This window comes from Methylophaga sp. UBA4204 (genome assembly GCF_002379485.1).
GTDB lineage: Bacteria > Pseudomonadota > Gammaproteobacteria > Nitrosococcales > Methylophagaceae > Methylophaga.
This window is the reverse complement of the sequence record NZ_DFTU01000077.1, coordinates 15,404-35,942: the sequence shown is the minus strand read 5'-3', so window position 1 is coordinate 35,942 and position 20,539 is coordinate 15,404. Positions and strand designations below refer to the sequence as shown.

18 protein-coding genes and 4 riboswitches are annotated in these 20,539 nt (G+C 38.8%); all 18 genes read left to right on the top strand.

What is annotated here, in order from left to right; genetic code table 11:
- On the top strand, window positions 1–526 hold a 526-nt coding region (locus B3182_RS11080; RefSeq protein ID WP_349677935.1), incomplete at its 5' end, for a hypothetical protein.
- A 236-nt stretch (window positions 527–762) separates the two neighbouring features.
- Window positions 763–847: riboswitch (cyclic di-GMP riboswitch) on the top strand.
- Window positions 848–875: 28 nt separating this feature from the next.
- Complete coding sequence (locus tag B3182_RS11075; protein WP_292355569.1) at window positions 876–1,400, top strand: hypothetical protein; 525 nt, start codon at window positions 876–878, stop codon at window positions 1,398–1,400.
- Window positions 1,401–1,722: 322 nt separating this feature from the next.
- Window positions 1,723–1,808: riboswitch (cyclic di-GMP riboswitch) on the top strand.
- A 28-nt stretch (window positions 1,809–1,836) separates the two neighbouring features.
- Window positions 1,837–2,361, top strand: coding sequence for a hypothetical protein (locus B3182_RS11070; protein WP_292355571.1), 525 nt, complete (start codon window positions 1,837–1,839; stop codon window positions 2,359–2,361).
- A gap of 210 nt (window positions 2,362–2,571) precedes the next feature.
- A riboswitch (cyclic di-GMP riboswitch) is annotated at window positions 2,572–2,653 on the top strand.
- A gap of 29 nt (window positions 2,654–2,682) precedes the next feature.
- Window positions 2,683–3,201 (top strand): hypothetical protein, encoded by a 519-nt coding sequence (locus B3182_RS11065; RefSeq protein WP_292355573.1) that lies wholly within the window; start codon window positions 2,683–2,685, stop codon window positions 3,199–3,201.
- Between the two features lie 155 nt (window positions 3,202–3,356).
- Window positions 3,357–3,435, top strand: a riboswitch (cyclic di-GMP riboswitch).
- A 42-nt stretch (window positions 3,436–3,477) separates the two neighbouring features.
- Window positions 3,478–3,981, top strand: coding sequence for a hypothetical protein (locus tag B3182_RS11060; RefSeq protein ID WP_292355576.1), 504 nt, complete (start codon window positions 3,478–3,480; stop codon window positions 3,979–3,981).
- Between the two features lie 122 nt (window positions 3,982–4,103).
- Window positions 4,104–4,655 carry a polysaccharide biosynthesis/export family protein gene (locus B3182_RS11055; RefSeq protein WP_292355578.1) on the top strand — a complete coding sequence of 184 codons (552 nt, stop codon included), beginning with the start codon at window positions 4,104–4,106 and terminating at the stop codon, window positions 4,653–4,655.
- 38 nt (window positions 4,656–4,693) lie between these two features.
- Window positions 4,694–5,878 (top strand): OmpG porin family protein, encoded by a 1,185-nt coding sequence (locus B3182_RS11050; protein WP_292355580.1) that lies wholly within the window; start codon window positions 4,694–4,696, stop codon window positions 5,876–5,878.
- A gap of 15 nt (window positions 5,879–5,893) precedes the next feature.
- Window positions 5,894–7,657, top strand: a complete 1,764-nt coding sequence (locus B3182_RS11045; protein WP_292355582.1) for a GumC family protein — start codon at window positions 5,894–5,896, stop codon at window positions 7,655–7,657.
- 34 nt (window positions 7,658–7,691) lie between these two features.
- On the top strand, window positions 7,692–8,528 hold the full coding sequence (locus tag B3182_RS11040; RefSeq protein ID WP_292355584.1) for a P-loop NTPase: 837 nt from the start codon (window positions 7,692–7,694) through the stop codon (window positions 8,526–8,528).
- Between the two features lie 3 nt (window positions 8,529–8,531).
- Window positions 8,532–9,422, top strand: coding sequence for an ExeA family protein (locus B3182_RS11035; protein ID WP_292355586.1), 891 nt, complete (start codon window positions 8,532–8,534; stop codon window positions 9,420–9,422).
- 386 nt (window positions 9,423–9,808) lie between these two features.
- Window positions 9,809–11,686, top strand: coding sequence for a right-handed parallel beta-helix repeat-containing protein (locus B3182_RS11030; RefSeq protein WP_292355589.1), 1,878 nt, complete (start codon window positions 9,809–9,811; stop codon window positions 11,684–11,686).
- Window positions 11,687–12,851: 1,165 nt separating this feature from the next.
- Window positions 12,852–13,775 carry a glycosyltransferase gene (locus B3182_RS11025; protein WP_292355591.1) on the top strand — a complete coding sequence of 308 codons (924 nt, stop codon included), beginning with the start codon at window positions 12,852–12,854 and terminating at the stop codon, window positions 13,773–13,775.
- Between the two features lie 116 nt (window positions 13,776–13,891).
- Window positions 13,892–15,487 carry a lipopolysaccharide biosynthesis protein gene (locus tag B3182_RS11020; protein WP_292355593.1) on the top strand — a complete coding sequence of 532 codons (1,596 nt, stop codon included), beginning with the start codon at window positions 13,892–13,894 and terminating at the stop codon, window positions 15,485–15,487.
- A gap of 16 nt (window positions 15,488–15,503) precedes the next feature.
- The gene (locus B3182_RS11015) at window positions 15,504–16,652 is read left to right on the top strand and encodes a glycosyltransferase family 4 protein (protein ID WP_292411210.1); all 1,149 of its coding nucleotides are present in this window, start codon (window positions 15,504–15,506) and stop codon (window positions 16,650–16,652) included.
- The gene (locus B3182_RS11010; protein WP_292355597.1) at window positions 16,649–17,560 is read left to right on the top strand and encodes an NAD-dependent epimerase/dehydratase family protein; all 912 of its coding nucleotides are present in this window, start codon (window positions 16,649–16,651) and stop codon (window positions 17,558–17,560) included. Before B3182_RS11015 ends, B3182_RS11010 begins: the two co-directional genes overlap by 4 nt.
- 69 nt (window positions 17,561–17,629) lie before the next feature.
- Window positions 17,630–18,970 (top strand): O-antigen ligase family protein, encoded by a 1,341-nt coding sequence (locus B3182_RS11005; protein ID WP_292355599.1) that lies wholly within the window; start codon window positions 17,630–17,632, stop codon window positions 18,968–18,970.
- Window positions 18,924–19,670 (top strand): hypothetical protein, encoded by a 747-nt coding sequence (locus B3182_RS11000; protein WP_292355601.1) that lies wholly within the window; start codon window positions 18,924–18,926, stop codon window positions 19,668–19,670. The genes B3182_RS11005 and B3182_RS11000 overlap by 47 nt, the downstream gene beginning before the upstream one ends.
- A complete protein-coding gene (locus tag B3182_RS10995; RefSeq protein WP_292355603.1) occupies window positions 19,667–20,527 on the top strand; it encodes a hypothetical protein in 861 nt (286 codons plus the stop codon). Before B3182_RS11000 ends, B3182_RS10995 begins: the two co-directional genes overlap by 4 nt.
- Window positions 20,528–20,539: the final 12 nt, after the last annotated feature.

Here is a 20,539-nt window from a genome sequence, read left to right as displayed (position 1 = left end):
TCAAAAGGAAAAAATTATGAAAAAATCAATGCTATTTTTTGCAGCCTTGTTGTTCTCGATTAACGTCAATGCAGCTACCTTATCGTTAACAGGTACTGGTTCTATTGGAGCAACCCAAAACGTCGATCTAAACAATAACAGCACTGTGCTTGCCGGTGGTTTTGTTGCTGCTCGCGGCCTTTGGAGTTCAGCTTTTAACGCAACTACAGATGCTGATACACCCGTAGTTATTGAATGGTCATTCAACCCTACTACTAGCCTTGGTTCCGCCCAACTTGCTTTTGGTGAAGTTGGTGGCCCATTACAAATGTTTAATATCAGTAGTGACTTTATTTTCAATGCTTCCATGACAGCTGGTACGACATATCTTGTTGCAATTTTGAACGCAACCTCAAATATCTTGAAGTATGACCTGTCAATTTCACCATCAGCTGTTCCGATTCCAGCTGCATTGTGGTTACTGGCTCCAGCATTAATGGGTTTTTTCGGCTTACGTCGTAGAGCACTTAAATCTGCTACAGCTTAATTTTAAACGTATTGATTTCCTGCTTACTTGAGGAAAGGAGCTTTGTTCCTTTCCTTAATTTGCAAAACCATTGTAAACACTGTGAATCAATTCACATTTGATTAAACATTTGAGTTAATCCAGCTAAATTTTGTGTCGCAGGGCTCATTATTTGTAACAAATTAACAGTATTGTTCAACCGTCACTTGAGAGCTGTTTCTAAGTGGCTTTATTTGTTGGGAACGAAAATGGTTCCTATTTTAAATCGCCAAACTTGTCGTGAGGCAAGGTCGGAAAGCCACGGGTCTTCAGGTATTATTTGAAGATGGCTGGGTTGCATTGCTTAATTTTTCAATTAAAGGAAATTACGATGAAAAATGCGATGCTATTTTGTATAGCTTTATTGTTCTCAGTTAGTGCTAATGCGGCTACATTGAGTTTATCAACTGTCGGATCAAATGGTGCGACTCAAGAAATCAGTTTAAATAACAACAGCACTGTGCTTGCTGGTGGTACTGTTGCTAATTCAGGTTCTTGGCAATCATTGTTTGATGTTACAACTGATGTTGATACTCCTGTAAGAGTTGAGTGGTCATTTAATCCTTCAACAAGCTTGGATTCAGCTCAATTGGCTTTTGGTCTGATTTCTGGCCCTGGTGGTAATTATGTTGGTTTTCCAACTATTTATAATATCACTGGTGACTTTATCTTTACTGCCATTTTGACTGCAGGTTCATATTTTGCAGTAGATATTCTTAATGCCACTTCAGGTATTTTGAAATATGACCTGTCAATCTCTGCAGTACCAGTACCAGCTGCATTGTGGTTGTTTGCACCAGCACTGTTAGGCTTCTTCGGTTTACGCCGTCAAGCACGGAAAACAGTGGTTGCATAACACCAAATGAGTTAACAATATTGTTAGTTTTAAGAAAAGGGAGCTTCGGCTCCCTTTTTTTGCAGTTATGTACTTGATTCAGTTAGCTATTATTCACAGCATGAAGTGGGACAACCAATAGAATATTGTTATAAAGTTCATTAAATATGGATATTGTGAGAAAAAGAAAATCAGCTATAATCAGCCTGAAATATATAATTTTTTTGCAATAAATTTGTCACTAGTACCATAGTACAATTTCAATCATGCAAATGAAGTAGTAGTGTTTAATCATCACCGAGATATTTCTTGGAGATAAAAAGTTCAGAAACAATGTTGTTTCTGTTTTTGTTGCCAAACTTACCGTGAGGTAAGGTCGGAAAGCCACGGATCTTCTGGCTGGATTATGAAGATGGCCGGGTTGCATTGCTTAATTTTTCAATTAAAGGAAATTATTATGAAAAATGCGATGCTATTTTGTATAGCTTTATTGTTCTCAGTTGGTGCTAATGCCGCTACACTGACATTATCAACAGTTGGTTCTTCAGGTGCTACTCAAAGTATTGATCTGAATAACAACAGTACAGTTCTTGCTGGTGGTACTGTTGCTAATTCAGGAGTTTGGGAATCATTGTTTGATGTTCAAACTGATGTTGATACACCGGTGAAAGTTGAGTGGTCATTTAACCCAACTAACAGCTTGAGTAATGCTCAATTGGCCTTTGGTCTGTTGACTGGCCCTGGTGGTGGTTATGTTGGTGCGCCAACTATTTTTAACATCACTGGTGATTTTATCTTTACTGCTATTTTGACAGCGGGATCATTCTTTGGTGTTGATATTTTTAATGCCACATCAGATGTTCTGAAATACGACCTGTCAATTTCTGCAGTACCAGTACCAGCTGCATTATGGTTATTTGCTCCAGCATTGATGGGCTTTTTCGGTTTACGTCGTAAAGCACTGAAAACAGCTGCTGCATAGTAACAAATGAGTTAACAATATTGTTGGTTCAAGGAAAGGGGGCTTCGGCTCCCTTTTCTTTGTGGGGCTCAATATCATCAAAAGACTCTAAAATTTTGCATCTGCGATTTACCTACCTGATTTGAAAAATCCACAAAAACTGTTAGTCTGTAACTGAACTTTCAGGAATATAAGAAAGTCTCAATTTTAGAAACAATTCTGTTTCTATCTTCAATATAAAGCCAAACTTGTCGTGAGGCAGGGTCGGAAAGCTACGGATCTTTAATTGACTAAAGATGGCCGGGCTGCATTGCTTATTTTTTCACTTAGAAGGAAATTGCTATGAAAAAAGCGATGCTATTATGTATAGCCTTTTTATTCTCTGCTGGTGCAAACTCAGCAACTCTTAATTTAACAGCTGAGGGCTCAAATGGGGCATCCCAACAGCAAGTCACCTTAAATAAGAACAATGTTGTTTTAGGTGGTGGTGTTGTTGAAAGCTCCAGATCAAATTGGAGTTCAATGTTTAACGTCACAGCAGATACAAATACTGCGGTTGATGTTGAATGGTCATTTAACCCAGTGAGAAATCTGGTTTCTGCTACTGTAGCAATTTTTGCATTAGATGGTAGTTTTACAGAAACGTACGATATAACGGGCGATTTTACTTTTTCGGCCATATTGTCAGCAGGTAAAACTTACGGTTTGGATATTTTAGATGCTACATCACATGCATTAAAATATGATGTGTCAGTTACCTCATTATCAGAAGTGCCTGTACCAGCCGCATTATTTTTATTCGCTCCCGCCTTATTAGGATTGATTGGCTTGCGTCGTAGAGCCAAGATGACTGCAGGCTGAAACGGTTAGGAGAAATAAAAAGGGAGCTTGAAGCTCCCTTTTTTATATATTTTTTGTCAGAAAAGACTCTGTACAAACTGAATAAAAAACGTTATGGTTAAATTAACTTCCTTAAAAAGCTGGGAAGTTTTCACAATGGAAAGGATTTCTTCTTTCCTATCAATAGCCAAACCTGTTGTGAGGCGGGGGCGGAAAGCCACGGGTCTTACCTTGTAAGATCGCCGGGTTGCATTGCTTAACTTAATCTATAAATCAAACCCCTTAAAGGAGCGACTTATGAAAAAAGCGATGCTTTTCTTTATGACGTTATTTTTCTCAATTAGTGTAAATGCAGCAACCTTAAATTTGACCACCGCCGGATCATCAGGTGCTACGCAAGAAGTTAGCTTAAATAACAACGATGTTGTATTAGGCCACGGAACGGTAGATGAGCCAAACACCAACTGGTCATCATTTTTTGATCTATCTACAGATCAAAATACACCCGTTAAAATTGTATGGTCATTTAATCCAGAAGCAAATCTAAGTTCAGCTACCGTATCGTTATTTGAGATGGGTGGTGCTGTTATCGATCAGTTTAATCTCATCTCAGATTACTCATTTACCGCCACGCTTATGACTGGTATAAACTATGGTTTGGATATCTTTAGTGCTTCTTCTGATGAGCTGAAATATGATGTTTCAGTATCGGCTGTGCCTATTCCAGCAGCGCTTTTTCTCTTCGCACCTGCCTTATTCGGCCTATTGGGACTGCGTTTACGTGCTAAATCAAAAGCGTAAAACTGATTAATTCAATAATAATATCCAGTTAAAATAAGGGAGCAGAAATGCTCCCTTTTTTTATGCTTAAATAACGTGTTATCATCCGAAGCGAAAGTAATTTATAAACATGGAGAAGAATAATGAATAAATTGATAAATGCAGTGTTGCTATTAGCGGCACTTTCGATTGGAACAGTTGTTCATGCTTCAGAACCTTATACACTTAATGCAGGTGACATGTTAAGCATTTCAGTTTGGAATGAAGATGCCCTGCAGAAAGAAGTCGTTATTCTTCCAGATGGTACTATTTCGTTTCCCTTAGCTGGCCAAATAAACGCGAAAGATAAAACGGTAGTTGAAGTAGAAACCGAACTTAAAGAAAAACTTTCAGAATATATCTCGGATCCAGTCGTTAACGTTACCGTAAATCGGGTTTCAGGTAACACTGTACATATTCTAGGTAAAGTCCAGACTCCCGGCTCCTTTGGAATGAGTCAACCGCTTGATGCAATGCAAGCTTTGAGTTTGGCTGGTGGACTTACGACTTATGCGAAAGAAAACGACATTATCATTTTGCGTAGAGATGGAATGAAACAGCAAATCATTCCGGTCTATTACGCAAATATTAAACAAGGCAAATCACTTGAATCTAACGTGCTGCTTGAAAGCGGTGATGTCATTATTATTCCTTAATGAGGAATAATAATTATCGACACCAAAATGGAGTCAGCATGAAAATAAAAATTATTATGTCGGTTTTGGTAGCAAGCATGTTCCAATCCAATATCGCCAGTTCAGCCGAATACATTATTGGTGCCGATTTTTCTCCAACATTCAGTTATGATGACAATGTTCAGTTACAAGAAGATAAAGAGGGCAGTTTTGTTACCAAACTTGCACCGACATTATTACTTTCTCGTTCTGTCGAAAACTCAACAGTCGCACTTAATACCGGTTACAGGGTAGAAAGATATACTAGTTTAAGTGAGCTGGATCGCCAGGATCCTTTTGCCAATTTAACGGGTAGTTATAATACAGAACGCAGTGCTTATGCTTTAACAGCAAGTTATGCTGAAAGAGCTCAACGCTCTATTGCTGATGAAGATACCGGTGATTTTGCGTCTAATGCAACGGTAACATCAAAATCATTGGCACCAAGCTATCAATATCAATTTAATGAACGTGACTTTGCTTATACCAGTTTTAATTATAACGAGCGAACTTATGATACAAGCGGTTTTAGCGATAATGAGACGAGGTCCTTAACAACAGGTTGGCGGCGCAATTTGTCAGAACGTTTGACCGGGGGGCTGGCACTAACTTATGCACAATACGAATCTCAATCAGAATTTATTGAATCAGAATATGACAGCTATAACCTAAGTGTAACCAGTACTTATCTAATGAGTGAACGTTGGTCATTTTCAGGACAAGTAGGATATCGAACATCTGACAGTGAAACGCAATCACTTTTTGGTGGGCCAAGACAAACAGACAGAAGCTCAGGATCGTTATTTGATTTTTCGGCAAATTATATTGGTGAATTAAATACTTTGACATTTTCCTTATCACGTTCACTTAATCCTTCGGGTGAGGGAGTGGTCAATGAAACTGACCGAGTATCCCTTAATTGGAACAGGGATATTGCAGAAACCCTTTCGTTGTCAGTCAATACGTCGTATCAGGAAACGCAGTCTGCTGATGACCTATCTAACACTGATAGAGAATATTTTACCCTTTCGCCAGCGCTCAACTGGCAACTCGAAAGAAACCTTGCCCTTAAGATGGGGTATCAGTATCGCCAGCAAAAAGGCAGCAGTTTTGGTGGGTTCGATACGATTGATGACAAAGTCGACAGTAATATGTTTTTCTTAACGGTAAACTATAACTGGGATGGACTGCGTTTTTCGCGATAACTTTAAGAGTACATAATGGAAGAAGAAGTCAAAAGTCTACGGGATTATCTGGATATTCTGTGGCGACGTAAATACTGGATTGCGATTCCAGCTTTAGCTCTGATGATAGGCACGGTAGTATTCACATACTCACTTCCAGAGAGTTTTAAATCCCAGGGTTTGATTTTGATCGAATCACAGGAAATTCCACAGGATTTGATTCGCACCACCGTCACTAGTTACGCAGATCAGCGTATAGAGGTTATCAAACAGCGTCTACTCACCACCAACCGGATTATGGAAGTTGTTGAAAAACATAATCTTTATTCTGAACAAAGAAAAAGCTCACCGATCACCGCACCAATTGTTGAGTTGTTTAAAAGCAATGTTAGTGTGGATATTATTCAAGCAAATGTGACGGACCCTGCCAGTGGTCGCGCCAAAAAAGCCAGTATCGCCTTTACTGTCTCGTTCATGGATCAGTCCCCACGAAAAGCTCAACAAGTTGCTAACGAGCTGGTTACAGAGTTTTTAAATGAAAATGCCAGAGCTAGAACAGACCGGGCCGAGGACACCACCCAGTTTTTGAAACTGGAAGGTGACAGAATGCAGAAAGAAATTCAGCAAACCGAAAAAGAAATTGCGGAATTTCGAGATCAATACAGTGACAGTCTTCCTGATATGCTGGATTACAATCTGAGCACGGTTCAGAACATTCAGGAAGAAATCTCTTCAATACAAAATCAGATCATGGTGTTGAGTGACCAGATGACCACCATGGGGTTACAGCTTTCGATGATTCCCAAGCAAGCTACCGGTGCGACCAGCAATGCTGCAGGTCAGCCTTCAGCACCGATGATGGCTTTACAAGAGCTACGCGCGCAATATCGTTCGATGCAAAGTAAATACTCGGCTAACCATCCTGATTTACAACGCGTAAAACGTGAAATAGATGCCCTTGAGGCAGAAGTTGGTGTCGATGCGTCCCCTCGTGAAGAAGTTGAAATGCAATTGACTTCTGCCAGAAGTAATTTGCAAACACTTAAGCAACGTTATGCGACAGAGCATCCGGATGTAAAATCTGCTGAAGCAGAAATAACCCGTTTGGAACAACGTCTAGCGGATCTGCCTGAAGAGAATACTGATTTTGAAACACAAACCACTACTAGTTCTACAAATCCAGTATATATAGAAGTCAGCGCCAAAATTGATGCAACTGAACGTGAGATCGGTCGTTTGAGAGAGAGGCAGGCAGACTTGCGTGAAAAACTGGCTGAGTATGAAAACCGTGTTTACCAGACCAATCAGGTGCAACGTGCTTATCAGGATCTGACCCGTGATCGTGAGAATAAATTAGCTAAATATCAAGAGTTAAGAGCCAAACAATTAGAAGCAGAACTGGCACAAACACTCGAAACAGAGAACAAGGGCGAAAACTTTACTCTGATCGAACCGCCTCAAGTTTCCAATACCGCCGAAAAGCCAAATCGCAAGAAACTTATTGTTATGGGATTTGCAGGATCAATTGGTGCTGGAGTTGGTCTTGGGCTTCTGGTCGAAATGTTATTTGGCGGAGTGCGTGGCTATACCCAAATTTCCAGAATTGTCGGAAAGCCACCTATTGTTGTTATCCCTCTTATTCAGACCGACCACGAAAAACGCCGTAAGAGACGAATCATTTATAGCTTGATCGTTTTAGGAATTATCCTTGGCCTAGGTGCTGTCATATTGTTTCATTTCTTTGTAATGAACCTTGAAGTGTTATGGTTCAAAGTACTGAATAAACTGAGCTTGCTGTAACAACAGTATCAACAATTAATACGGTAGTTTAATTATGGATAGAATTCAGAAAGCGCTTGAAAAAGCTAAACAGCGGCATGCTCAGAAACCGGAACCCATCAGAGTAGAACCAACTAAAGCTGAGAATAGTGTTTCACAAGCCGAAGATCCACTGGCAGCTCCTATTGAGTCGATATCGTATTCCCAGACCAAAGTGGTGAATGTTCCAAATCATCAGCTTGAACGCAAACGAATCATTGCCGGTTTCTACAATAATCCGCAATCAGCCGTGTTCAGAATGTTACGGACCCAGGTACTGAAAAAAATGCGCAGTAATCGCTGGCAAACGCTGGCAGTGACCTCTCCAACTGCCGGTGAAGGTAAATCAGTTGTGGCTGCTAACCTTGCTATGGCAATTGCAATGGAGCTCAATCAAACCGTTTTGCTGGTAGATATGGACTTGCGTAATCCGAGTATCAGTAATTATTTTGGTCTCAATGCTCAGGTGGGTCTCAAAGATTATCTTTCAGGTGACTTAAAACTCTCAGAGGTTTTAATCAACCCAGGTATCAAACGATTGGTTATATTACCGGGAGTCGGCAGAGCAGAAGATTCTGCTGAACTGCTTTCCAGCCCCAAAATGGCCAGTCTGGTGGCTGATATTAAATCTCAGTATGATTCCCGTGTCATTATTTTCGATGTTCCACCTGTGTTGCAGACTGATGATGTGTCGCTTGCAGCAAGCTATTTTGACAGTACTTTGCTTGTACTCGAAGATGGTAAAAATACTGAATCGAATATTACTAAATCTTTGCAGATGCTTGAAGGCTCACCCTTGCTTGGTACAGTGGTAAATAAATCTGCCAGTCCCCCCGAACATCAAAATTATTAATCTATGTATACAGAACACTTTGGTCTTAAGCATAAGCCTTTTAACCTGGTACCCGATCCTCAGTTTCTCTATATGAGCCCCAACCATAAAAAAGCGCTCACAATGCTGGAATATGGTTTGATGAGTCATGCTGGGTTCACGGTGGTGACAGGCGAAATCGGTGCGGGTAAAACAACGCTGATACGGGCTTTGCTAGGAAAGATTGATGATGATTGTGTTATTGGCCTTATAAATAACACACATGAATCATTTGGTGAGCTGATGGTATGGGTACTGGATTCGCTTGAAATAGAGTCTAGTGCGACAGATAACGCTGGCCGCTATCGCGATTACATTAATTTTGTTGTCGAGCAACATGCTCAGGGGAGAAGGGTAGTATTAATTGTCGATGAAGCGCAAAACTTGTCGGTTCAGGCATTAGAAGAATTACGACTTTTATCCAATGTAAATATCGACTCGGATATTTTCTTGCAGCTCGTATTGACGGGGCAGCCTGAGTTAATCGAAAAACTGAACCGACCAGAACTTGTGCAATTTGCACAACGCATTGGGGTAGAGTTCCATCTTAAAGCGCTTAGCTATCCGGAGACACAAAATTACATTGAATACCGTTTGGAAGTAGCGGGAGCTAAACATAAAATTTTCAGCAATGAAGCCTGCGCCGTAATTTATTGTTATAGCGAGGGGATCCCCAGACGTATTAATAACCTGTGCGATTTTGCTTTGGTTTATGCCTTTGCTGATGATAAAAAAGAAATTGATGTCGCCCTTATACAAGATATGATGCGGGACAAAAAATCTTCTCGTATTGTGGAGACCAAGGCTTCAGAGAACCCGGATGTAAAACGAGTTAAAAGCTGGTTGCTGGAGCAGCATAATATTCAGATAGTCTGATCTTTTATCGGGAATTTTTCACTTGTAACCGAAATTATTTCTTTTTGTGATAAGTATCACGATTAAGCTCTTACTAAATTATTAATATTCAACCATCTCCATAATAAAGGAGATGAAGCCATCGAAATATCAAAATCCTTTAAAAATCCTCTGCCCCCCAGAGGCTTTTTGGCCCGACTGAAAGGTCGGGTTTTTTTTGGAGCTTATTACTGGGTAAATTGGTCTATTGATAGGTACTGAAAGCAAGAATTTTTGCTTACAATCTCACAAGTTCTTGTTCAAAAATCAACCAATTGTGAATGTGTGAATTTGGTCACCTTTATTTGTGTAGTATGTACATATCATTCAACGCGTATCATCTTTAATTCATAGGGGGGACGATGATCATGAAACTTATTTCAATTCTATTTTCAGGTTTACTTTTAGCGATTTCTGCTTCTGCAGCATCCGCACAAAATTACTATGTTTGTGATAACGGCGACGACAATAACAACGGCCGTTCCGAAACCTCGCCATTCCGCTCATACGAAAAAGCAATGGATACATTTGATAAAATGTCTGCAGGAGATAATATCCTTTTCTGCCGGGGGGGTAAATTTGAAATCACCGAAAGAAAGTGGATAGCCAATTCCCGATGCAATGCAGAAAAACCATGCGCTATCCAAAGTTATGGTGATGAATCTTTAGACAAGCCAATGCTGATAAGCAACGGGGAAACTGCAATTAATTTCCAGAATTCTGGTTCATCAAAACCAGATGGTGGCTATATTGTCAGGGATCTGATGATTATTTCAAACGCTAGTCGTCATTCCGGTATTGCAATGTATAACGATGTAGATGACTTACTAATTGAAAATGTACATATCGAAGGATTTTCAGTTGGTATCCATGCTGCAGGGGCAAATAGCCCAGAGCAAGGCTCAAATCAGGCAAATGATCGGATAATAGTAAGAAACTCTACCATAATTAATAACGCACATCAGGGATGGCTTGGTGGTTGTAATGATTGTCTCATTCATAATAATACATTCGAAAACAATGGTTTTAAAGGCCCTATTCTTTATCACAATATCTACATTAGTAGTCCGACTAAATCACAAGACTTCAAAAATAGTAATATAAAATTTAGTAATAACATAATCAAACATTCAACAAGGGTTGATGGGATTTGTCAGGGGGCTTCCTTGGTGGTGCATGGAATTATTCGGAATCTTGAAATTGTTGACAATAGTATAATTGAAGATAAAGGTAAAGCTGGTTCAGCCTGTTGGGGGATCGCGGTAGATCCAGGCAATAACCTTAATGAATCGTTTATTGGTTTGACAATTAAGCGTAATACTGTTCGGAATGTCGGCGGTCTGGGTATCGGTTGTGCTTCTTGTAAAGATGTTCTCATCGCAGATAACATCATTATTGACGAATCAGATATCATAAGAAATGCAATTGCAGTGCCCAATAAACCTGAAGATAGTCTAAAGTCAGAAAACGTGACCATCAGAAATAATAAAATAATCAACAACCATCAGCTTGGGGTTGGGATTATGCTTGGTGGCCAAAATAGATTCAGCGCCACTGGAAATGATATAAGTCTCTCATCTACAGATTCTAGAGCTGCATGTATTAGAGGGTTAGATGCTAATCTTAAGATTGATGTAAGTAAAAATACTTGTAATTCACATACCTCTGTCAGCATCATAGATGAAAGTTTATTAACTGATGAAATACCGGTGGAAGAAAATACCCAACCGGAGGTAATACTTGCAGAACCTGAGCTTGATACAACACCGCTTTATTCGCGCCCAGTAGTATCAGTATCCGATGTAGTAGTTGCAGATGAGACTACTACTGACAGTGAAACTACCTCTAACATAATCTCTACTGATCGTGGAACAGCAACAGATACAACGACGGAAGAAATTTCTAGCTCCAGTTCTTCAGGTACTTCTGGCTCTAGCTCAGGTACCTCCAGTACTGGAACGGTTGATTCAATGCTGGAAGATGAGATGATTGATTCAACTTCCAGAAGCGCAATGTTATCAGCATCAGTTCAAGAGTCTGCATCAATGATTGATCAATCAATTATTTCAGATATATCAGATCCTATTGCTTCTGAACCAGTAACTACACGTAGTTCCGAATCAATAAGCTCATATCAGGCTCGTTCAGTTACAGTAAACGAAGTGACAAATGTAATTGAGAACGATATTCCCGTTGAAGAAAGTCAATGTCGCGTATTTGCACGCGGACGTTGCATGATGAGGTAGTATATTCATGCTCTTTTAATGAACTGAATAGTTTTACCGAAATTATGTTTCATTAAAAAAATAGATTGTAAAGCAAATAAACTCCGGACATATTATTATGGCCGGAGTTTTTTTATATGTTTATTAATTTCTATTCGTATCAATATATGTTGTAACACGCCCAGCATATGAAAAGGTCAAATTGATCAATAGCAGCTTGGATAAAGAATATAACTATTTCTGATAATAGCTTCGAAGATTACTGCCCAATGAGGTGGGCAATTCTCTGTGAAAAAGTTTATATATTTTAAGTTTTATAATTGGGTTTTCTATACGATATGTTAAAAAATCTGCTGTTGGACAAATCCTAAAATTAGGCGAATCATAAAATATTGATTTTTTAGGCTTGTTGTTTAGTTAACAATAGAAAATTGCGTTTATGTTACCCTAATAAAATTGTTGCAATGTTTGTCAATTTTATCTAATTGAGTCTAGTGTTAAATTTGTCTGGAGCCCCAAGTTTAAATATTTTAACTGGAGGATAATTTTAGTACTTCATTTAAGAAGATTATTAAGTAAATATAGAAAACAATGGAATTGGTAAAATCTTATAAAGGCATTTGTTCTAAACAAAGTTTTGTTGGATTTGCTAACGAAAGATTTAACGTTGAAGAAAGTTCTAAACTCTAATTTCTTTCAATTTAGCTTATCAGTCTGGAGATAACCTTTTACTTTAAAAGGTAACAAATAGACATAACCTTTACGTGTAAATGTTTCGCTTAAGTTTAAAGATAATCTACTAATCAAATATTAAATTATGTGACATAAAATTTATATTTAGTATTGTGATTTACAAAATTTAATATTGAGAAGCTTGCCAAGTAAATTTTATTTAGTTTGGTAAAAGTTTAAATTATTAGTAATTTTGATACGTGCCATTAACTCAAGAGTTTAACCCTAAACTTAAATGTTTAGTTACACTTACGTATAAAATAAGCTATATAAGATGGTGAGGCATACTATTTGTAGTATGTTGTAGAGCATTACGACAAATTATTCAAAAACTGGTATGAGTTAATTTACTACGGTCATTCTATAATAGTGGTTGGATTTATTGAAAACTGATTTTTAGACCAACTGAGTGGTATTAGTGAATTCAGAAAATAGCTGAAAAAATGAGGTTAAAGTGACTCAAAGTAAACCAAAGGTTGTTTATGTCCTTGTAAGCAACACTGAAGACCATTATACAGAAATGGCTATGACGTCTATACATTGTACGAGACGTTATTCCCCTTCTACTTCTGTTGAGCTAGTCTTAGATAAGCAAACTTTTAATAATCTTATAGGTTTTCGTGCGAAAGTGATTGAGATGGTCGACAAAATTAATATTGTTGATCTCAAAGGCGAGAATAATGCTTATACCAGTCGTATGTTAAAAACCCAATTGCGTAACATTGTTGAGGGTGATTATTTGTATGTTGATATTGATGCACTACCAGTTGATGACTTAAATTCAATTTTTGATATCAATGCAGATATAGCTATGTCACATGATATGAATTTACCTCCAGAAAAGTTTGTTTTTCGCCCATTTGAAAGAGAGATATTTGACAAAATCCACTGGCCATTACCGAGTAGATATTTTAATTCTGGAGTTATGCTGGTAAGGGATAATCAACGCACGAAAGATTTTTTTAGGACTTGGCATGATTTGTGGACTGAGAGTAGTAAGCTTGGCTTACATAAAGATCAGCCTGCAATGCATGAGGCCCTACGAAGAGAATCAATGAATGTGTATGCTTTACCCCCGGAGTATAACGTCATGTTGGTATTACAAAAAGGAACTGGGGCTAAAAATCCTGTTGTTTATCACTACAGTACTATCAGATTTGATACAAGAAATGACACTCATTTTCATGAAATAGTAAAAAGGTTGAAGCGGGAAGATAAACTTGATGCTGATTTATTGGAAACAGTAATCCGCTCCAGGTATCCATGGACAAACCGAAATTCTATAAAGTTAAGTCTGGCCACAAGTAACTATAAAATGTTACCAAAGGTAATAATTAATAAATTGTTGTCCAAATTTTGGGATAAAAATGTGGGTTAATTAAAATAACTTTCCTAATTCACTTTATTGGTTTTAAACATTATAAATAATATGCTGAATTTATTACATTATCTATGCTCTTAATTAAAGAGCAAAAGTTGGGTTGTCTTTGATATATGAGTACGATAGAAATAAGCAAAAAACTTATTGTCATAAACTCAACAAGTTCAGCAATATCACTTGTTGTAAATGTCACAGTTTTACTGTGGCTTCAGCAATATTTGCTCAGGCATATTCCGCCAGAAGAATATAGTTTAATTCCTATTGTCTTATCTGTGATGGCCTTTGCTCCACTTATAACTACGGTCCTAACTGGTGGTATGGCGCGATACATGACCGTTGCTTATGCACGTGGTGATGAAGAAGAAGTCACGCGGATATGTTCTTCCATGTTTCCATTGTTATTGATGGCTGGTGTTGCATTATTCATATTGGGACTAATACTTGCCTGGAATATTGACAGTGTTCTGGTAATTGACCCTAAATATCGTTTTGATGCTCAGATTATGTTGATATTAATGGTGTTCTCAACCTCATTACGGTTACCAATTACGGCATTTAATTCTGGTTTTATGGTGAGACAAAAACTTGTCTGGTCAGATCTCATTGATATCGGATGTCAATTTTTAAGAGTTGGGCTATTGCTTGTTTTGCTTTTTGAGGTTAGCACTAGAGCTCTATGGGTGACCGTTGCTCTGGTTATAAGTGAACTTGTTGGTATGAGTATTACTACTCCTATCTCCATGAAATTGGTCCCAGCTCAGCGATTCAGATTTAAGATGTTTAAGGCGGCTCTGGCAAAAGAAATTAGCAAGTTTGGTGGCTGGTGGCTGGTGGGAAGCTTATCTGATGTGCTTAAACGATCGATGGATCCGCTGATCTTAAATCGTTTTGCTACTGCGGTTGATGTGACTATATTTTATGTGGCTGATATGGGGCCCAGGTTGCTTACTCAAGTTTTAACGCCGATCACTCGTCCATTTTACCCGATTCTTGGGGCAATGTACGCAACACAAGATTTCATTAAGCTTAGAAATACCTATACACGAACAGCAAGATACCATACGTGGGTGGTAATGATGATCGCTGTACCGGCGATGATTTTTTCAACACAGTTGATGCACCTATATCTTGATGGTAAGTATGACGAGGCCGGGGGCGTGATGGCGATCCTTCTGGTTGTGAGTGTCCTAGCAGCAATGAATGCTCTAGGCTCGGCTGTTGCATTGGCAGCTGGTGATATGAAAGGGCTCTCTTTAAGAGTAATTGTTGTTCAATCGGTGAATTTAATACTGACGGTACTGTTTGTTATTTATTTGCAAAAGGGAGCATATGGTTCGGCGTATGCAACATTGACAGCATTTATATTCGTAGAAGTAACACTTAAATGGCCGTTTTGCTGGAAGATTGCCCACACGAGCTTTGAAGATTGGTTCAAAGAAGTTTTTCAACCTACTATATATACGGCGATACCCTCTGTTATTTTATGTTTTCTGTGTCTGAAATTTAGTCCTCCAGACTCATGGATTAAGTTGATAGTATATTCAATATTCAGTGCAATATTATACGTAATTACAATTGTGATTATTGGCATCCGACAACAGGATAAGATAGATATATATAAATTTAGCCATAAAGCTCCACACTTTCTCAAGCCGGTATTAATTTATCTGTCTCGAGGTCATGGTTCTGATAAGAACAGCCAACATTAAAAATAGCCTTATACACATGGATAGAACTCAAAGCATTTTACTTTACGATCCTAGATATACTACCAGTTTTGGAATTGGCTACGCTGCAGATTCGATAGCTATGTCCATGAATAGTTCCGATCTAGAAGTAGATGTTTTCTCATTGTTTAGTGATTTAGACCTACAACTGGATAAACGAAAGACGATCGTCAGAAATAAACTCCTTTTTTCTGTCCTTAACAAGTTCCTTGGTCTGGCAAGAATACGTAAACTTTCCGAATATAAATTCAAATACCTTATTCGCAAATATGATATTGCATATTTGTGGCCGGGGGCGCATTTACGTACTTTTCAACAGGCAAAAAAACATGGAAAAATCTTAGTTATTGAGTCAATTAATTGCCACCAAAATACAGCTAATCAAATTCTTGATAAAGAAATGCAAATACTTGGTATTGCAGAGTATAAGAAAATACCTGAGGCGAGTATTGCTGATGAGAACCTGAAATTAACAATGGCAGATTATATTTTTTGTCCAAGCCCCAACGTCACCAAATCCATGCTAGAAAATGGTATTGAGCCTGCGAAGTTGATCGAAACCTCTTATGGTTTGGGTGAGCATCAGCGTCACTATCCTAAAAAGACGACTTCGCCACCCGGTGAGCTTAATGGACTTTTTGTCGGTAGCGGTATTATAAGAAAGGGTATTCATCTTTTACTTGAGTATTGGAGAGATGCTAATTTGAAAGGTAAGCTGGTCATTGTTGGAAGCATTGATCCAGCTATTGAACATATAGTTAAACCCTATCGCGATGATTCTAGATTTGAATTTATCAATTTCACCAAGAATATTGATCAATATTTCAAACAAGCTGATGTATTCATGTTGCCCAGTCTTGAAGAGGGAAGTCCGCTGGTGACCTACCTCGCCATTGGTGCTGGCTTACCTTGCATCGTCTCTCCGATGGGCGGTGAGGGCGTGATTCGGGATGGCGTGGATGGCTATATTATTGATCCACATGATAAGTCGGCATGGATTTCAGTATTATCGTTGTTGGCTACTAATAAAGCAAAACTTAAGGAAATGTCATTGGCCGCTTATGCCCGTTCGGAGTATTTCTTGTGGCATAATGTTGGCCAGCGTCGCGCTGATGCGCTCATTACAAGGATAGGTGACAAACGATGAAAGTGCTTGTGCTAGGTGGCAGTGGTTTTATTGGCAGTGCACTAATTGATGGTTTGTTGAATCAAGGGCATCAGGTTAAGGTTTTTGATCGTAATATCGAAACGCTTAGAAAGCAATTTCCTGAGATTGCTGACGCTGTGCAGGCTGATTTTTCCGATGTGATGAGCCTTACAGAGGCAATGAGTGGCGTGGATATGATCTTTCATCTGATCAGTACCTCTGTGCCTGCCACATCGAATAAAAATCCAGTTCATGATATCGAAAGTAATCTGGTCAATACAGTAAAACTTCTCGAATTAATGCGTAATGCTGACCTTAAACGTATCGTTTATCTTTCTTCTGGCGGTACAGTGTATGGCGCACCCAAAAGCTTGCCAATTACTGAGAATCATCCCACTAATCCGACCTGTAGTTATGGTATTGTCAAACTAGCCATTGAAAAATATTTGCAAATGTATGCTGAGCTTTATCAGCTTGATGTCACTATCCTCAGACCCTCAAATCCATACGGACCGGGACAGACACACAAGGGAGTACAAGGTTTTATTGGAACGTGTATTGATAAGATAAATGCTGGTCAGCCTATTACAGTCTGGGGAGATGGTAGCGTTGTCAGGGACTATGTATATATTGACGATGTAGTTTCGGCTTGTTTGGCAGCAATGACTACTGAGTATACAGGTCCAGTAAATATTTCCAGTGGGGTAGGATATTCTCTGAATCAAATCATCAATATGATTGAAAAATACAAAGGTGAAGAGATTGAAGTTATTTATCAGCAAAAACGCAGTTTCGATATACCGGAAGTTATTCTGGACAACCAGTTGGCTAAAACCTCTCTCGGTTGGACACCTCTAACTTCAATCGAGCAGGGGTTGGGGCTTACTCTTCAACATGGCTTGAAATAATAGCCAAAAAAGATTTTTACTTTGCCAAATATAATTGCATACACCTCACTGATAGCCTGGCCATTGGTTATGCTGTTTCTTCTTAACCGCTTTGGTACGTCGAGGGGGATTTTACTGTGTCTTTTAATTGCATATTTGATTCTACCCGCCGGGTTTGACATTGATTTTCCGCTTATCCCCGCACTCAATAAATATACGCTTACTTCATTGGTTTTATTGATATATTTGTTGCTTACAAAACAACCTACTGGTTACCGGGAATTAAAAGGCTGGCATAAGTTTGTTTTTCTAATGCTGATGATTTCACCTTTCCTGACCAGTATTACGAACCAAGAACGCTATCATTTTATACAGGGACTGAGTCTATATGATGGATTATCCCAGTCGGGTATCGGTTTTTTAAGTTTTTTTCCTTTTTTGTTGGGCTTGGCGTATTTCAATACTCATGAACGACAGATCATGTTGCTCCGATTCGTAGCGATTGCAGCGGTCTTGTATTCAGTTCTTGTTCTGTATGAAATTAGAATGAGTCCACAGTTACATGCATCACTCTATGGATACTTTCCTCACTCTTTTTTACAGCAGTATCGTGAAGGTGGCTTCAGAGCAGTTGTGTTTCTTGGTCATGGGCTGGTCGTGGCTATGTTCATGGTAGTGGGTTTCGCATGTATTTTTGCCTTGCACAAGGCAAAGGTCAGAGCCTGGAGATTTGATAATAGATTGCTCTTATTAGTTTTGTTTGTAACCATTGTGCTGCAGAAAAGCTATGGGGCAATGCTTTACGCTTTGCTTGCTGTGGCAATGCTCGGTTTCTTTTCTCCTCGTAAAATACATTTAGTCACGATTGGTATTGCTGCAATCTTTTTGACCTACCCTGTGACATCATCCATGGGCATTTTTCCACATCAGCAGATAATCAATGTAGCTTCTTCATTAAGCGCTGAGCGTGCTCAGTCTCTGAGTTTTCGCTTCGAACAGGAAGATGTTCTATTACAACATGCCCTCAAAAAACCAGCCTTCGGTTGGGGTAGTTGGGGACGTAACCGGGTTTATGATCCAGAAACGGGGGCTGACCTCAGTGTTACAGATGGGTATTGGGTTATTGCGTTGGGAACTGGGGGCTGGTTGGGATTTATCGCATTATTTTACTTTGTATTAATGGCTATATATCTCTCCTACAAGAACCAAAGGTATATGCATGAAAAGCATGAACAATACCTGATGGCGGCACATAGCCTTATTGTGGCGCTGATCTTGATTAATCAGATGCCAAATGCATCACTCCACCCGCTTTACTGGTTAATAATTGGCTCATTATTTTCAAGAGCGTTAATGTTCGCTGATTCAAAAAAACAGGTACTCAATGGAAAAATACAGCCGAAACATTCTGTTGCTAACAGCAACTATTAGCCCCAAAACGAATCAACCATCTCTGATCATCACGGATGAGAAAGAGAGATTATTTCAATATAGCCAGGCATTAGAATATTATATTCATGCCAAAGCTTCAGGTGATATTGATGCTATCGTATTCGTGGATAACTCAGGGTACGATGTAAGTGATCTCAGACAAAAATATGGGCGGGATGACGTAGAGATAATCTCGTTTTATGGTTTGGATTATCCAGTTGAATATCATCGCGGTTACGGTGAGATGACGCTTATCGTAAAAGCATATGAACATTCAAAGTTGCTTCAGAGTGTTTCTAAGCATGGTCATGTATGGAAAATTACCGGCCGGTATAAGATAAAAAATATCAACAGCGTAATACGGTTTTCGGACTCTAACTTTGATGTGCTATGCAAATTAAATAAGGGCTGGATGGCGATGGAAATTTTTTCATGGAGTCAAAAAGGATTTTCAGAACTCATTCGTTCCTTGCCGGAGCATTTAAAGAGTCGAATGCCACCGGAGATTATTATCCCCAGATTGCTGATTGAAAAGAAAACCACAATTTTAGTCTCAAAAGCTATTTACCCGGCATATATTTCAGGTGTCAGGGGGAGTGATGGAAAATCATTTATTGGGAGGTTTGGTGTGATAAGACATGCGTTGGCAGTGTTAATGTTTTGGCCTAAAAAAACCATAATGGGGATATTTCAAAAATGAGCAGTCAGTTTGGTTTTTTAACGCTAGCGATCAAAAAAGATTATAAAAAAGCAATTGCACTTTCACTCAGAATAAGACAGTTGATGCCTGGCATTCCTATTGCTGTGGTTTGTCCTTCATTCCTACATGATAATCTTTCTCCTTTTTTTGATACTGTCATAACAGAATATCCAAATCTGCGAGGCTTTGAACATAAGTTGTATTTGGATAAATATTCGCCCTTCGAGAAAACTTTTTTTCTCGATGCAGATATTCTTATGATTCGGGAGATTGGAGATTACATTGCAGATTGGACAGGTTCGGCTTATGCCGTTCGCGGTCATCTTGTAACGAGCGGTATAAGTAGTTTTGGCCTTGATCGAGAACTTGCTCTGACAATTATAGATAAGACCGAATTTGCTCACATAGGAGGGGCAGGACATGCGTATTTTGAAAAACCGGCATGCGAACGTGTTTTTAATGAAGCTCGAGAAATCGCGGCAAATTATACTGTTTTTAAAGCAGAGAGACTTGCCGATGAAGATGTGATGGGAATCGCGATGTCAAAATTGGATATAAGACCTAAAGATAACAAAAGTTTTCTTGGAAGTCCCTGGGCTGCAGTAAACAATAGTTTCAAAATTGATGTGAATAACAATTTTTGCTCCTATGAGGATGCTATATTTGGCAAGGTATCACCCGCGATTATACATTTTCCATCAATGGGGAAACCTCTGACCTATGCAAGAGAAATGAGGAAAATATTTCGTAAAAATGGACTATCTTTTTATAGTGTGTACTACGATGCTCTTATCGAATACATGACTTTCAAAAAATGGATATTCATGAAGTGGTTTCGCAAGACTTTCAGTATTTAAACTCCTATTTCG

Excerpts from the sequence above, each read along its gene's own strand:
- B3182_RS11075 (WP_292355569.1), top strand. The coding sequence starts at position 876 with ATGAAAAATGCGATGCTATTTTGTATAGCTTTATTGTTCTCAGTTAGT.
- B3182_RS11070 (WP_292355571.1), top strand. The coding sequence starts at position 1,837 with ATGAAAAATGCGATGCTATTTTGTATAGCTTTATTGTTCTCAGTTGGT.
- B3182_RS11065 (WP_292355573.1), top strand. The coding sequence starts at position 2,683 with ATGAAAAAAGCGATGCTATTATGTATAGCCTTTTTATTCTCTGCTGGT.
- B3182_RS11060 (WP_292355576.1), top strand. The coding sequence starts at position 3,478 with ATGAAAAAAGCGATGCTTTTCTTTATGACGTTATTTTTCTCAATTAGT.
- B3182_RS11055 (WP_292355578.1), top strand. The coding sequence starts at position 4,104 with ATGAATAAATTGATAAATGCAGTGTTGCTATTAGCGGCACTTTCGATT.
- B3182_RS11050 (WP_292355580.1), top strand. The coding sequence starts at position 4,694 with ATGAAAATAAAAATTATTATGTCGGTTTTGGTAGCAAGCATGTTCCAA.
- B3182_RS11045 (WP_292355582.1), top strand. The coding sequence starts at position 5,894 with ATGGAAGAAGAAGTCAAAAGTCTACGGGATTATCTGGATATTCTGTGG.
- B3182_RS11040 (WP_292355584.1), top strand. The coding sequence starts at position 7,692 with ATGGATAGAATTCAGAAAGCGCTTGAAAAAGCTAAACAGCGGCATGCT.
- B3182_RS11035 (WP_292355586.1), top strand. The coding sequence starts at position 8,532 with ATGTATACAGAACACTTTGGTCTTAAGCATAAGCCTTTTAACCTGGTA.
- B3182_RS11030 (WP_292355589.1), top strand. The coding sequence starts at position 9,809 with ATGAAACTTATTTCAATTCTATTTTCAGGTTTACTTTTAGCGATTTCT.
- B3182_RS11020 (WP_292355593.1), top strand. The coding sequence starts at position 13,892 with ATGAGTACGATAGAAATAAGCAAAAAACTTATTGTCATAAACTCAACA.
- B3182_RS11015 (WP_292411210.1), top strand. The coding sequence starts at position 15,504 with ATGGATAGAACTCAAAGCATTTTACTTTACGATCCTAGATATACTACC.
- B3182_RS11010 (WP_292355597.1), top strand. The coding sequence starts at position 16,649 with ATGAAAGTGCTTGTGCTAGGTGGCAGTGGTTTTATTGGCAGTGCACTA.
- B3182_RS11005 (WP_292355599.1), top strand. The coding sequence starts at position 17,630 with ATGCTGTTTCTTCTTAACCGCTTTGGTACGTCGAGGGGGATTTTACTG.
- B3182_RS11000 (WP_292355601.1), top strand. The coding sequence starts at position 18,924 with ATGGAAAAATACAGCCGAAACATTCTGTTGCTAACAGCAACTATTAGC.
- B3182_RS10995 (WP_292355603.1), top strand. The coding sequence starts at position 19,667 with ATGAGCAGTCAGTTTGGTTTTTTAACGCTAGCGATCAAAAAAGATTAT.